This is a genomic window from Pseudodesulfovibrio sediminis (assembly GCF_020886695.1).
In the GTDB taxonomy this organism is placed as follows: domain Bacteria; phylum Desulfobacterota; class Desulfovibrionia; order Desulfovibrionales; family Desulfovibrionaceae; genus Pseudodesulfovibrio; species Pseudodesulfovibrio sediminis.
Genome location: NZ_AP024485.1, coordinates 160974 through 174581 on the forward strand (window position 1 = coordinate 160974; position 13608 = coordinate 174581).

Sequence of the window (13608 nt, forward strand, 5' to 3'; positions counted from 1 at the left end):
CCAGGTGGATTGAACCTCGAAAACCCTACTGGGAGGACTTGAGACATGGCGGATTGTACTGAGTACCTGGTACTTTTGGGCAGCGACAACAAAGAAGTTGTTCGGGAAAGCGCATTTATGGCTGGCGAGGACAACTGTGTCGAAGCCGTGCCCAAACTGGCAGAATTGTTGAAGACACATCATCTGGGCATTCAGGAAGCCGTGGATAGCAGCCTACGCAAAATCGGAGGCAAGGAGACCGTACAGGCGGTCATTCCGTTGCTGCGTTCAGACGAGGCTCCGGTGCGCAATCTATCCATGGATATTCTGCGCGAGGTAGGCAATCAGGACATGGCATCCCTCATCGGGTTGATTCATGATAACGATGCCGACATAAGGATTTTTGTTTCCGATATTCTCGGTTCCACCGGCAATATGCTGGCAGTGGAGCCTTTGTGTGACGCGTTGCTGAGGGACCCTGAAGTCAACGTCCGCTATCAGGCCGCAGTCAGTCTTGGCGAGCTTGGTCTGGAAGAGGCTGCCCCGTGTCTGAATCGGGCCATCGACGATGAGGAGTGGGTTCAATACTCCGTCATCGAAGCGTTGACCAAGATCGGGCACGCAAGCTCCGTGGATGCGCTGGTCAAGGCGTTGGACAGTGCGTCTGATCTGGTGGCTTCCATGATCATAGATTCTCTGGGTGAACTCGGAAACGTCAAGGCTGTTACCCTGTTGCTCAAGCGTATGCCGGATGCGCCGACAGCGTTGCGGAACAAGATCGTCAAGGCTGTGGTCAAGATTCTTGGCGGCAAGTCTTTGACCCTGCTGAGTGAAGGGGAGCGTGAGCGGTTCAGGCAATATCTGCTGGTGGCTCTCGAAGATGAAGATGTGGAAATTCAGGATGCGGCAATTCAGGGCTTGGCCCATGTGGGCGGCGAAGAGGCGTCCAAAGGAATTTTGTCCATCGCCGGCGATCTGGATTATGATCGGGATCAGGATCGGTTGAGCAGCATTACCCAGTCTTTGGCCGAAATCGGCATGACCGAAGCCCTCAACGATGGCCTGCTTGGTGAACATGCTGGTGTAGCGCGTGTTGCCGTTCAGGTGTTGTCACAGATTGCCTTTGATACCAGTGCTGAAGAGGATACGGTCTGCTCCGTGCTGATGGATGCGTTCTGGAAAGCCGGGCTGACCATGCAGCGGGAGATCGTCAGCGTCATCGCCTCTCGTGGAAAGGACTGTGCCAAGGACTTCTTTTCACGAGTGCTCGATGAGCATACGGACGGCACTGTCCTGAAGAGTGCGGTATATTTTCTGGGCGAAAAGCTCAGACTGCCTGAAGTGGCAGAACGTATCTTCCCACTCATGGATCATCAGTATGATGACGTCAAGGAAGCCGCTCTGGAGGCATGTATCGCCATCGGAGACGACAAGGTACGGAGCCACTTCCGTGATATGTTTGAAAGTTTGTCTGCCATCCATCGTCTCATGGCCACGTATGCTCTGGGGAAACTGGGGGCCATGGACAACTTTGATCTGTTGACACAGGCAGCCGAGGATGAAGAGCCTGATATCCGCAAGGTCGCTGTGGAGGCCCTGGCTTCAGCCTCTGAAGCGAGTGAGGCGTGGCGGCCGCTGGTTTTGAGAAGGTTGTCCGATGAAAACAAGGACGTCAGGCTGACCGTCATTGAGATCATGGGCCGGTATTACGACGAGGAAATGATCCCGTATCTGCTGGATGCGTTGAATGACCACGACGACTGGGTAAAAATCCGGGCGATGGATGCTCTGGGTGAACACGCCACGGCGGAAGCGGCGTCGGTCATGATTGATATGTTGAATGATCCAAACCGGTTCGTGGTCATGAAAGCCATTGAGGCTTTGGGGAATATCGGTGGGACACAGGCCTTTACGGCATTGCTTGATGTGACCAACAGCGACGAATATGAACTGGTGAGTGCAGCCGAAGACGCTATCGCCAAGATACAGGAATTCCAGGAGTAGGCGCATTCTATGTCTTCGCTTTTTTCCAAAAGCATATCCCTCGGCAAGGAACACAAGATTTCGGACTCGGAATTCACGAATTTGCGGGATTTTATCTATGCCCAATGCGGTATATATGTTGCTGATAATCGTAAATATCTGCTTGAGAACCGGCTGGGAAACCGACTCAAGAAGCTCAATCTCAAGAATTTTGATGAATACTATAACCTGCTGAGGTTTGATGTCGGAAAGGCCCAGGAGATGAAAAAGCTGTTCGAGGTTATCACTACCAATGAGACCAGTTTTTATCGGAATCCGCCCCAGCTCGATGTTTTTCAAAATGAAGTGCTCAACGAAGTGGTCAGCAAGGCTCGCCATCAGGGCAAGAAGCTTAGAATATGGTCTGCAGGGTGTTCGACAGGCGAGGAACCATACACCATCTCCATGATTATTCATGAGATGTTGAAAAAGGAAGTGCCTACCTGGGACATTCGGATTACGGCAAATGATTTGTCAGAGCGTGTTCTCGAGTCCGCGCGCAGAGCTGTTTATAACGACTACACTTTGCGTACGACGCCGAAGGATGTGGCGGACAGATATTTTGAACTTGAGTCGGGGCAGAACCGTCTAAATCAGGAAGTGAAGCGGTTGGTCAGCTTCGGCCAGATCAATCTGAAGGACCGGATTCAGGTAAAGCGTGTACCGCGTTCGCAGATCGTTTTTTGCAGAAATGTTATTATTTATTTTGATGATGAAATGAAAAAGCAGGTCATTAGTGCATTTTATGATAACCTGTTGCCCGGTGGGTACCTCGTAATCGGGCATTCGGAGTCGTTGCACAATATTACCCGAGCTTTTAAGCCGATTCATTATCCTGGCTCGATCATTTATAAAAAGGAAGAGTAGGATGAGCATGGCTTCGGATGGATTTTTTTGGTATTCGATTTGTTCTTCAAGGGGGAACTATGCCTAAACATATTTTGATAGTGGACGATTCAAAGACTGTGCGAAATCTTGTGGCCTTCATAATGAAAAAAGAAGGTTTCAAGGTCACCACGGCGGAGGACGGTCTGGATGGTTTGGAAAAGCTATATAGCTTGAACCAGGTTGATTTGATCGTTTCCGATGTTAATATGCCCCGTATGGATGGATTGACGTTCATCAAGAATGTCCGCGAGCAGGGAGCTTACAGAGATATTCCCATCGTGGTTTTGTCGACTGAAGGACAGGATAAGGATATTCAAACAGGCCTTACTGTGGGCGCAAATCTGTATATGGTCAAACCCGCCCAGCCTGAAAAACTTGTCAGAAATGTCAAGATGTTGCTTGGATAGAGGTTCCGTTGCAGTGTGCATGGGGTGAGTTACAATCCGAGCGTCTCTGTTCCTGTTTTGGAGCGGGCGTTCACAGCTTTAAGGGAAATCCATGAGTCAGGACTTTCTCGATCAAGAAATTTTAGCCGACTTTTTTCTCGAAGCAAAAGAGCATCTGGAAACAATCGAACCCAACTTGCTCGAACTTGAAAAGAGTCCGGAAAATCTGGCCCTTCTCAATGAGATCTTTCGTCCAATGCATTCTCTCAAGGGAGCTTCCGGCTTTCTTGGTTTGAACAAGATCAATGGATTGGCGCACAAGGCAGAGAATATTCTGGATGAATTGCGTCAGGGGTCCATGCTGGTCACCGAGTCCATCATGGATTTGATTCTTTCAGCCACTGACGCCCTGCGGACCATGGTTGATAATCTGGAGAGCAGTGGCGTGGAAGGGGATGTCGACACCTCCCCGATCATCGCTCAGATTGAATTGGCTCTCAAGGGCGAGCTGGCTGAATCCGCTCCGGCCAATGAGCCTGTCTGTGAACCTGAAACAGTTGTCGCTGTTCAAGAGGAACCAGTTCAGGAGAGTACCTCTGCACCTGAACCTGCACCTGTCATTCAATCCGTCCAGGAGACGGATCAAGTTGGGGAGGAAGCCATGCCCTCATCATTCGACCCACAGCCAGATCCCGACTTTGATGCCACTCCCTATGTCTTGACGACCGTGGGTGAAGGCCATCTGGCCGATTTTCTCGAAGAGGCACAGGAAATTGTGGAGAACCTCAACCGCTGCCTCCTGGCTTTGGAAGGGGATCCCGACGACAGTAATGAACTGATCAATGATACCTTCAGATATTTTCATAATCTGAAAGGCAATAGTGGCATAATAGGCTTCAAGGAACTCAATTCCCTGACTCATGAAGCTGAAACGCTGCTCAATAATGTCCGTAAGGGTGAGATCGCATCCAGCCAGGGGTTGATTGACCTGTTGTTGGCAGCCGTCGATCTCATCGAAATGCTCGTTTCCAAGGTGGACATCGCGACCAATAAGGTCCAGCCGGTGGACACCAGTGTCATGGCTCAGATCCTCCAAAAGGTGACCGGGGATGGCAATGTCGATGCTGTTCGCGGCCTGGGAGGCGTTAAATCCAAGGGGGAAGAGGCCCCGGTCGAGAATGCACCCGTAGCGGATGCTCCGGCAGAAGCCGCTGGCAAGGAATACGACCCCGAAGATATTGCCTTGTTTGTTCAGACCATAAATCAGCAGCTCGAAGGCACTGTGATTGCTTTTGCTATGCTCAGGGAAGATGCCAACCAACGCGAGATCATTGATGGCCTTTTTCGTATTTTTCAGACCATTCATAATTCCACCGGGTACATGGGATTGGATGAGGTCAAGGAGTTCGCCGGTCGGACTGTTGGGCTGGTTGATCAGGCCCGTAATACTGACATGGATTTTTCGTTGATGTTGGATATTCTGGAACAAGAATTCGCAATTCTCAAGGATATGATTCTCAAGGAGATGGAGGTCTTGACCGGTGGCCCTGTCGAAGATCCCACAGTAAACGTAGGCAAGGGCGACGGCGCGGCAGCGTCCGTGACCAATACCGCCTCGATACCTACTGCGCAGCCAGCAGAGGCACCTGCTTCGTCTCCCGCTCCCGAACCGGAGCCAGTGGTCGCACCTCCTGCACCGGTCGCTGAATCCGCGCCGAATCCGGCTTCAAAGCCTGCGTCACAACCGACACCCAAGGCAGCCCCGAAACCGGTTGCCAAGCCCAATGTGCCTGCTGCCAAAAAGGCGGCGGCCGCACCTGCTCCTGCCAAGCACAAGGTGTCGAGTACCATCCGTGTGGACCACCACAAGCTGGACCACCTGATGAACGTCATCGGCGAGTTGATTATCAACCGAAACCGGTACGCCATGCTGGCCCGTGCTCTGGAAGAAGGGCAGGAAGATGTGCATGTGGTCGCTCAGCAGCTCACAGAGACCACCTATGCCATGGCGCGTATTTCAGATGACCTTCAGGACACCATCATGAAGGTACGCATGGTACCGGTTCAGACTGTTTTTTCCCGCTTCCCACGACTTGTTCGTGACCTGAGCCGCAAATCCGGCAAGCAGGTTGAACTGATCATGGAAGGCGAAGAGACCGAATTTGACAAGTCCGTGGTAGAGGAGATCGGCGATCCGCTGGTTCACCTTGTCCGTAATGCTGTTGACCATGGTCTTGAAGGCGAGGAAGAGCGTCTGGCGGCAGGCAAAAAGTCCAAAGGCCATGTCTGGCTCCGCGCTTATCACAAGGGAAATTCCGTTGCCATCGAGGTAGAGGATGACGGACGTGGCATGGACCCGGAAAAGCTTAAGCAGGTGGCTATCCGAAAGGGTGTCATCACCCCGGAGGAAGCCAATGCCATGGATGACCGTGAGGCCTTGGACCTTATCTTTGCTCCCGGTTTTTCATCTGCGGAGAAAGTCACTGACATTTCCGGTAGAGGCGTGGGAATGGATGTGGTCAAGACCAATATCAAGAACCTCAAGGGCAGCGTGAATACGCAGTCTGAAGTGGGCAAGGGGACCAAATTAACCCTGACCCTGCCGCTGACACTGGCGATCATTGATGCTCTCATGGTGCAGGTGGCGGGAGATACGTTTGCCATTCCGCTGGACGCCGTGTCCGAGACCACCAAGATTGAGGTGGAGAAACTCTCCGACGTCAACAACCGTAAGGCGGTGACGTTACGCGGGGAGGTGCTGGGTATCGTCGAGCTGGCCGAACTGCTTGATTTGCCGCAGTCCATGGATGATCGCGACGTATTGCCTATGGTTGTTATCCAAGACAATGACCGTCGGCTTGGTCTGGTTGTGGATCGTCTTCTGGAGCGTCAGGAGATCGTTATCAAACCGCTTGGCCAGTACCTGAACAATTTCAATCTCAAGGGATTGTCCGGTGCCACCATCATGGGCGATGGCTCGGTGGTGCTTATTCTTGATCCGCACGAGATCTATTCTCTGTCCACACAGCTTGGCCGTAAACAGGAGCCACTGTTGGTGGGAGGTTCGTTGCCACGCGGAAAGTAGTTTCAATAAAAAAAAGGCCGGGAAGCAATTATTGCTTCCCGGCCTTTTTTTGTGTCTTTGGCTAGAGCATGGACATGAAATTCATGAACAGCGTTGCGTTTAATGTGTGCATGATCCACAGAAGCGCGGCGGCTACAAAGGCCACACCTTTGAGTCGGAGCGGGGATTCGCTTCTGGCGAGAGCCATCCAGAGGATGACGCAAATCACGCCCAGACCGACCAGCGATGCCCATACATAGGCCAGCGGCGTGTCGAGAACCAGGGTCTTGAAATTCTGGGGGAGCAGGACAAAAAGCCACCCCTGACAGCCGAGAAAGGCGATCATGGGCAGAACCGCCCAACGGGACGCCAGTTTGAGAGCAAAGTTGTAATAATCGCGGCCAAAATCGTCTTTTTCCCGGCGCAGGACAAGATAGGTGACGCTGAGCGCCGCGGCAACAGAGAGAACCAGAAAGACGAACATGGTCGACATGGGCTGGGCCATGGAGATCGCGGTAGCGGTGTTTCCTGCCGCATCTGACCCCATGGTCAGGGCAATGGAGAGCTTGGCATAGATGGCATAGGCGACACAGACCATGGCAGACAGGGTCGAGATCACGCCGAGCAACATATGAACGCTCTTGAGATTGCGCAATTTTTTCCAGGTCGCGAAATACAGAATGCCGACAACAATAAAGACCGCATAGGAAAGCAGGGGAATGAAGAGCGGCGACTTGGTATCAAGGACAAATGAGTTGCCCTGCGGCGACTTGAACAGGAAGATGCCAAGCGTGATTCCATAGATGACAAGCGTGAACAGTGTCAGCATGAGCCCCATGGCGCTGCTCTGTTGTCCATATTTATCGAAAAAGACTTTTTTTTGTGATTTGGCCGAAATCTCTCCGAGCAGGGCGATGGCCGGGCTGCCCAGAGCTGCCATGCCAAGAAGGCTGAAGAAGGCCGGGATCAGCATATAGGTGATCATTCTCAGGGTTTCATTCAGGTCCATGTGGTGGATCTCCAGTTTTGGGGTGCTGTGCGCCGTTGCAGTAGGTGGGGGTTTTTTGCCTGAAAAACGGCTGTCATGCAAGGTTTTGCTTTTGCGATATTCATTGAAGAATTGCTATCGCTTCCTTGCAAAAAATCGCTGTATCGCCTATTCCCTATAAAACGCCCAACCGGAGTATGCGGAGAATCCATCGATGAAATTTTTGAAGTTCCTACTGTTAACCCTCATTGGTCTGTCCATGATTGGTTGTACCGCCACTCGACAGGGAGCCTCCACTGATTCGGCCAGTATGGAATGGCGGCTCAAAAGTCTTGAAGAGAATTTTCTTCATTTCCGTGAAAAGCAGCGTCAGATGTCTGATGAGGATGCGCAGAATCGCGAGAAGATCGATCAGCGTCTGGCAGCTCTTGAGATGGAGATGGCTGCGCTCAAAGGGGATGCACCTGCTTCGGAACCCGCTCCTGGAGCCGAACCGCCCATGGACGACACCTGGGTGACCGACCTGACTCCAGAAGATGACGCCTGGGTCGAAGGGCAGCAGCCTCCCGAGAAGAAAGCGGATCAGAGCGGCGAAGAGAAGCCGTGGGCCACTGTTCCCAAGCCGCCGGCCACCATACCTTCGCCTGAAGTTGTTGACAGGACGCCGAAAGCCGCTCCGAAAGCTGCACCTAAGCCTGTGGTCGCGTCTGCTGGTCCTCAGGATTTGTATGCCAAGGGGTATGGGCAGTACAACAGTGGTGAGTTTGAAGCTGCGCGGGCCACGTTTGACCGGTTCCTGAAACAATATCCCAAGGACAAGCTGGCTGCCAATGCACTGTATTGGAAGGGCGAAACCTATTATTCCCAGAAAAATTTCCCTCAGGCCATCCTGACATTCAAGGAAGTGACAGGCCAGTTCCCCAAGCACGACAAGTCCGCATCTGCCTTGCTCAAGATAGGCATGTCCTATGACAAGGTCGGAGATCGTGATAATGCCGTATTTTACATACGGGCCCTGGAGGAGGATTTTCCCAAATCCGATGCCGCCAGGATTGGTCGCAAGGAGTTGAAGCGGCTTGGTGGCTAGCCACTCTGAATGATACCATGCATGGCCGGGGTCCCTCCTGCGGGATTCCGGTCATGTCTCTTTTCAAGGGATTCCGTTGATGGATCTGCACAAGGATTTTTTCGCCTGTCTCGCTCTCAAGCACACCCCGCGCCTTGGTCCCAAGGTGTGGCGGGAACTTTTTCAGCACTATCCAAGCGCATATGAGGCCGTTCAGGATGCCGCAGCCTGGCCTGCTTTGGGGTTGGCGACCGCGGCTCAGGCTTCCAAATGTCAGGCTGAGGTCTGGCGTGAGAAGGCAGAGGTAGAATATAGGGCGGCCCTGAAGAAGAAAATGGATGTGGTCACCTGGTTCGATCCCCGTTTTCCCGCAAGTTTGAAAGAGATACCTGATCCTCCGGCAATGCTCTATATTCGTGGCGATGTGTCTCTTTTCAGGAATCCCGGCGTGGCCGTTGTCGGTGCGCGTGAATGCACGCCGCTGGGATTGGAAACCGCGGGGAGAATAAGCGCCCAGCTTTCGCGCATCGGCGTGACCGTCATATCCGGGCTGGCGCTTGGCATCGACAGGCAGGCGCATCTCGGTGGACTCAAGGGGGTGGGCAGCACCATCGCCGTGTTGGGGTGTGGGTTGGATGTAGAGTATCCTGCCGATAACATGGATGTCCGGCTGTCGCTCGACACAAAGGGGCTGGTGGTCACGGAATACGGCCCGGGCGTCACACCGAGGGCGGGGTATTTCCCAGTCAGGAATCGTATCATCAGTGCGTTGTCCCTGGGCGTGCTGGTGGCAGAGGCCGCTCATAACAGTGGGAGTTTAATCACCGCACGATTGGCCGGAGAGCAGGGCAGGGATGTTTTTGCCGTACCGGGACCGATTGGTCAGCCTACATTCACCGGGTGCCATCGGCTTATTAAGCAGGGAGCAGCCTTGGTGGAGAGTGCCAATGATATCGTTGAAATCCTGCGCTATGATTTTGCACGGGAGTTGGCGCATGTTCCTGATCCGACCTCAGGTATGAACGAGAACGGCGTTGATCTGGAAGAGGCTGTTGTCAAAAAGAAAGCCAAGCCTAAAGCAAAGAGTGTCGAACCTCCTGCGCCGGTCAGAAGAAGACCGCCTCAGGCTGACAGGGAGGCCATGTCGTTGACCGAGGATGAGAAAAAAGTCCTTGGACTTTTGGATCAGAAGGACAAAATGCATATTGATGCCTTGGGGCGCGCTCTTGATTGGGATTCCCCTGTTGTCAGCAGAATATTGCTCATGCTTGAGATGCGTGGGGCCGTTCAGCAGTTGCCTGGCATGTGGTATCTTGTCCGGGAGGCCTGATGCGTATGAGGGGGAGAGCATTGAAGTCTGTTTTCGTTGATTTGGCATGCAATCCCTACGTTATTTGATATACTTTTATTAATTAGGGTTGCACAGACTTGAGTGAAATCCTCCATCAGTGTATTCCTTCCTTGAAATGTACTACTTCTGACTCGGTAAAAACATGCAGAAAATACCTATCAATCTCGCCGCTCCCGGTATGATGCTGGCCAAGCCTGTGACCAAGGAGAACGGCATGACCATCATGGCTGAAGGCATGGAACTGACGGAGAGCCTCATCAGCAGGCTGGAGTCAATGAAGATCGAACGCATAACCGTCAAGGGTAATCCCGTCGACATGGGCGGGGCCGGGTCCGGGACTAAGTGGGGCGAACGTCTGGAGCGATTGGATGTTCTGTTTCGAAAGCATCCCAAGGACAAATGGATGATGCGTGTTAAAGGTCGTATGGGGCAGTATTTTCAGATCAAGGCTGCGGCCCAGGAAGCCAAGGCCAAGGCCATACAGGCTGCCATGGCGGCTGATGATGAACCGGATGAACCTGTCGAGAGTGAGGGATAGAACATGGCCGAAGATCTGAAAACCAGTATTCGTGGTGAGATCCTTCAGGTCAAGGACCTGCCGACGTTGCCGCATGTTCTTCAGAAGGTCTCCAAGCTTGTGGAAGATCCGGACGCATCCACCGATGCCATAGCCAAGGTCATCTCGACGGATCAGGTGCTCTCGGCCAAAGTGCTCAAGATGGTCAATTCTCCGATCTATGGTTTTCCCGGTCGTATCAGCTCCATCCAGCATGCCCTGGTCCTGCTGGGGTTCAACGTCGTGCGCGGCATTATTATTTCCACATCGGTCTTCGATATGATGGTCCAGGCCATGAAAGGGCTGTGGGAGCACAGCCTCGGGTGCGCGACAGCCTGTAACATCATTGCCCGGCGGGCCGGATTCGAAGATCCGGAAGAGTATGCGGTTGCCGGGTTGCTCCATGATCTCGGGAAGGTTGTCACTGCCGTTCAGTTGCCGGAGGTGCACGCCTCCGTGCTGGAAACAGTAAAGACCAAGGACATGACCTATTTTCAGGCGGAGAAGGACGTTCTCGGGTTCGGCCATGATCGCATCAATGCATGGCTTGCCCGTCACTGGGGATTGCCGCCCAATATTCGTGAATCCATGAGCCGGCATCATGCGCCGCAGATGGCCGAGTTCTACAAACCGATGTCCTGTGTGGTGCATATCGGAGATTTTCTTGTCCGGTTGTTTGAGTTCGGTAATTCCGGCGACGATCAGACCGCCTATCTGCGTCCCGAGGCGCTTATTGAATTGAAATTCAAGATGTCGGATCTGGATAAGGTCATGGACGAAATGTCTGATCAGCTCCTTGAAGTGTCAGACCTGACTTTCTAATTCTTCTTACCTCTGTTAGGTTCTCTATATGAGCCAGACACTTGAAGAATCCCTCTTCCAACGCAAGCAGGTCGGATTTCTCCTCTCCCCTGACAAATCCCTTGCCGAGATGCTGCAGAAGATGTGGTCTCCCGAGGTTCTTGAATTTATCGTGTTCGACAAGGGTGGCAAAGCCATCGAGCACATGTTCAACGAGCCGCCTGACCTGCTTGTGGTCGATAATCGACTGACGGACATCTCCGGTCGTGAGGTTGCCAATCTGGTCAAGAGCGAAAACGTCTACCGACAGTTGCCGGTTGTCATGTGCGTTGATCCTGTTGATGTGGAAACACCATGGAACTGGAACAAGGTTGAAGTGGACGATTTTCTGGTCAGGCCGTTCAACCCGTCCGAGGTGCGGGATCGGATCAACCTCACCCTGTGTCGGGCCATGCGGGCGCTGGACGCAAACCCGCTGTCCAAATTGCCGGGAAATACATCTATCATCCAGAAAATCCAGCAACTTATCGACGGTGGTGATGATTTCGCCCTGGCCTACTGCGACCTCGATTATTTCAAGTCATATAATGACAAGTACGGTTTTTCCCGCGGCGATGAAATCCTGATGATGTCGGCTCGTCTTATCGTCAATACCATCCGCAGTTACCAGGGAGTGCAGAGTTTTGTGGGCCATGTTGGCGGCGATGATTTCGTTTTCATTCTGCCGCCCGATCTGGTGGAGGATGCGTGTCAGCGGATTATCAAGGCCTTTGATGACATCGTGCCCCATTTTTATGATCCGGTTGACCGAAAAGCCGGGAACATCACCTCCATTGACCGGGAGGGCAACACCAAGGTTTTTCCTCTTATGGCCATTTCGTTGGCTGTGGTGGTCAACACCAACAAACGGATTACCCACTATGGTGAGGTCTCATCCATAGCCATGGGGTTGAAGAAAAAGGCCAAGGAAGATCCCAAGAGCAGCTATGTCATCGACCAACGCAAAGCGTAACCGCAAAGGGGAACTCGTTCAGGGATTTCTCGCGTTTCTGTCCGTTGAAAAGGGCTATTCAGAAGCCACGATCCGCTCATACGGTACCGACCTTGATCAGTTTCAGGACTTCCTGAAGACCAAGAAGCATTCCCTTGAAACTCCTGGGCGGATTACCCGTGATCATGTTCGGGGGTTTCTGGCCGAGATGCACCGGCGTCAGCTTTCCAAGACGTCCATGGGGCGCAAGCTTTCAAGTCTGCGGGCTTATTTCAAGTATTTGCTCCGACATAAGCAGATCAGCAAGGACCCCACAGCAGGCATTCGTAATCCCAAGCAGGAGAAACGGCATCCGCAGGTGCTGAACGTTGATCAGGCCGTGGCCATGATGGAGGCGGCGCTTGATCCAGACCCGGAAGGGTTGCGCGATATGGCACTGGCAGAGGTGTTGTATGGATCAGGGTTGCGCATCAGTGAAGCGATCGGACTGGATATGAATGATGTGGATTCCGATGTCATCCGTGTGGTCGGCAAGGGTAGCAAGGAACGCATTGTTCCCTTGTCAGATGCTGCTGTAAAGCGGATTCGGCGGTACATGGAGCAACGGCATGCCTTCTTGAAAGACGATTATTCAGAACAGGCTTTGTTTTTGAGTGTGCGGGCCGGCAAAAGATTGGATCGGCGTCAGGCCAATCGGATTGTGGCCAAGCTGGGCAAGTTGGCCGGACTGCCCAAGGATGTGCATCCGCATATGCTCAGGCACAGTTTTGCCACTCATATGCTGGAGGCCGGGGCAGACCTGCGCAGTGTGCAGGAATTGCTGGGGCACGAGAATCTGACGACGACCCAGCGATACACACATCTGGACATGCAGCGCATCATGCAGGTATACGATTCCGCACATCCCAGAGCGGGAGAAACAAATGATGATACAAACAACAATGATACGGAGTAGATAATGGAAAACCCATTGGTCCTTCTGGAAACACCGGAAGGTGAAATCCTGATCGAACTTTTCCCTGACAAGGCCCCCAAGACTGTCGAGAATTTTTTGCAGTACGTTGATGACGAATTTTATGACGGCACGTTGTTTCATCGTGTCATCAAGGGGTTCATGATCCAGACCGGTGGCCTGACTTTTTCCATGGAAGAAAAGGAAACCCGGGATCCCATAGTGAATGAAGCTACCAACGGGCTGAAGAATGTGGCTGGTTCCGTGGCTATGGGGCGTTTGCCCGAACCGCACAGCGCCACGTCACAGTTCTATATCAATGTGGCCGATAACGATGATCTCGATCATACAGGCGAAGATGATGAGAACTTTGGCTATTGCGTGTTTGGCGAGGTTGTCGACGGCATGGATGTGGCCTTGAAGATCAGCAAGGCCAAGACCAAAAGCTATCAGGGTTTTGACGATGTCCCGGCTGATCCGGTTTCCGTCATCACTGCCCGTCGGTTTGAATAACCCGCATTGCATTTGACACTAAAAAGGCCTCCGATTCGGAGGCCTTTCTTA

Annotated in this window: 12 protein-coding genes; 11 read left to right on the top strand and 1 reads right to left on the bottom strand. The window is 52.6% G+C overall.

Going from position 1 to position 13608, the window contains the following annotated elements; all coding sequences use genetic code 11:
• Positions 1-45 precede the first annotated feature (45 nt).
• The 4 genes from SRBAKS_RS00795 (at position 46) to SRBAKS_RS00810 (ending at position 6360) form a co-directional block, all read left to right on the top strand.
• Positions 46-1983: a HEAT repeat domain-containing protein gene (locus SRBAKS_RS00795; RefSeq protein ID WP_229592621.1), complete on the top strand. Its 1938-nt coding sequence runs from the start codon at positions 46-48 to the stop codon at positions 1981-1983.
• A gap of 9 nt (positions 1984-1992) precedes the next feature.
• A complete protein-coding gene (locus SRBAKS_RS00800) occupies positions 1993-2868 on the top strand; it encodes a CheR family methyltransferase (RefSeq protein ID WP_229592623.1) in 876 nt (291 codons plus the stop codon).
• 59 nt (positions 2869-2927) lie between these two features.
• The gene (locus SRBAKS_RS00805; protein WP_229592625.1) at positions 2928-3296 is read left to right on the top strand and encodes a response regulator; all 369 of its coding nucleotides are present in this window, start codon (positions 2928-2930) and stop codon (positions 3294-3296) included.
• A gap of 91 nt (positions 3297-3387) precedes the next feature.
• Positions 3388-6360: a chemotaxis protein CheA gene (locus SRBAKS_RS00810; protein WP_229592627.1), complete on the top strand. Its 2973-nt coding sequence runs from the start codon at positions 3388-3390 to the stop codon at positions 6358-6360.
• 61 nt (positions 6361-6421) lie between these two features.
• On the opposite strand, the gene SRBAKS_RS00815 is transcribed toward SRBAKS_RS00810, so the two are convergent.
• Positions 6422-7348 (bottom strand): hypothetical protein, encoded by a 927-nt coding sequence (locus SRBAKS_RS00815; RefSeq protein WP_229592629.1) that lies wholly within the window; start codon positions 7346-7348, stop codon positions 6422-6424.
• Between the two features lie 193 nt (positions 7349-7541).
• Between SRBAKS_RS00815 and ybgF the strand changes: the two genes are divergently transcribed.
• From ybgF to SRBAKS_RS00850, 7 genes are all read left to right on the top strand, one after another.
• Positions 7542-8414 carry a tol-pal system protein YbgF gene (ybgF, locus tag SRBAKS_RS00820; protein ID WP_229592631.1) on the top strand — a complete coding sequence of 291 codons (873 nt, stop codon included), beginning with the start codon at positions 7542-7544 and terminating at the stop codon, positions 8412-8414.
• A 79-nt stretch (positions 8415-8493) separates the two neighbouring features.
• Positions 8494-9723 (top strand): DNA-processing protein DprA, encoded by a 1230-nt coding sequence (gene dprA, locus SRBAKS_RS00825; RefSeq protein ID WP_229592633.1) that lies wholly within the window; start codon positions 8494-8496, stop codon positions 9721-9723.
• 163 nt (positions 9724-9886) lie between these two features.
• Positions 9887-10282 (top strand): hypothetical protein, encoded by a 396-nt coding sequence (locus SRBAKS_RS00830; RefSeq protein ID WP_229592635.1) that lies wholly within the window; start codon positions 9887-9889, stop codon positions 10280-10282.
• Positions 10283-10285: 3 nt separating this feature from the next.
• Complete coding sequence (locus SRBAKS_RS00835) at positions 10286-11122, top strand: HDOD domain-containing protein (protein WP_229592637.1); 837 nt, start codon at positions 10286-10288, stop codon at positions 11120-11122.
• A 28-nt stretch (positions 11123-11150) separates the two neighbouring features.
• Entirely contained in the window at positions 11151-12113 is a 963-nt protein-coding gene (locus SRBAKS_RS00840; protein WP_229592639.1) for a GGDEF domain-containing response regulator, read from the top strand.
• The gene (gene xerC, locus SRBAKS_RS00845) at positions 12088-13047 is read left to right on the top strand and encodes a tyrosine recombinase XerC (RefSeq protein ID WP_229592641.1); all 960 of its coding nucleotides are present in this window, start codon (positions 12088-12090) and stop codon (positions 13045-13047) included. Before SRBAKS_RS00840 ends, xerC begins: the two co-directional genes overlap by 26 nt.
• Positions 13048-13050: 3 nt before the next feature.
• Positions 13051-13557: a peptidylprolyl isomerase gene (locus SRBAKS_RS00850; RefSeq protein WP_229592643.1), complete on the top strand. Its 507-nt coding sequence runs from the start codon at positions 13051-13053 to the stop codon at positions 13555-13557.
• The last annotated feature ends 51 nt before the right edge of the window (positions 13558-13608 follow it).

Coding starts and splice junctions, on each gene's coding strand:
- ybgF (WP_229592631.1), top strand. CDS start 7,542: ATGAAATTTTTGAAGTTCCTACTGTTAACCCTCATTGGTCTGTCCATG.
- dprA (WP_229592633.1), top strand. CDS start 8,494: ATGGATCTGCACAAGGATTTTTTCGCCTGTCTCGCTCTCAAGCACACC.
- SRBAKS_RS00810 (WP_229592627.1), top strand. CDS start 3,388: ATGAGTCAGGACTTTCTCGATCAAGAAATTTTAGCCGACTTTTTTCTC.
- SRBAKS_RS00850 (WP_229592643.1), top strand. CDS start 13,051: ATGGAAAACCCATTGGTCCTTCTGGAAACACCGGAAGGTGAAATCCTG.
- SRBAKS_RS00800 (WP_229592623.1), top strand. CDS start 1,993: ATGTCTTCGCTTTTTTCCAAAAGCATATCCCTCGGCAAGGAACACAAG.
- SRBAKS_RS00840 (WP_229592639.1), top strand. CDS start 11,151: ATGAGCCAGACACTTGAAGAATCCCTCTTCCAACGCAAGCAGGTCGGA.
- xerC (WP_229592641.1), top strand. CDS start 12,088: ATGTCATCGACCAACGCAAAGCGTAACCGCAAAGGGGAACTCGTTCAG.
- SRBAKS_RS00815 (WP_229592629.1), bottom strand. CDS start 7,348: ATGGACCTGAATGAAACCCTGAGAATGATCACCTATATGCTGATCCCG.
- SRBAKS_RS00835 (WP_229592637.1), top strand. CDS start 10,286: ATGGCCGAAGATCTGAAAACCAGTATTCGTGGTGAGATCCTTCAGGTC.
- SRBAKS_RS00795 (WP_229592621.1), top strand. CDS start 46: ATGGCGGATTGTACTGAGTACCTGGTACTTTTGGGCAGCGACAACAAA.
- SRBAKS_RS00805 (WP_229592625.1), top strand. CDS start 2,928: ATGCCTAAACATATTTTGATAGTGGACGATTCAAAGACTGTGCGAAAT.
- SRBAKS_RS00830 (WP_229592635.1), top strand. CDS start 9,887: ATGCAGAAAATACCTATCAATCTCGCCGCTCCCGGTATGATGCTGGCC.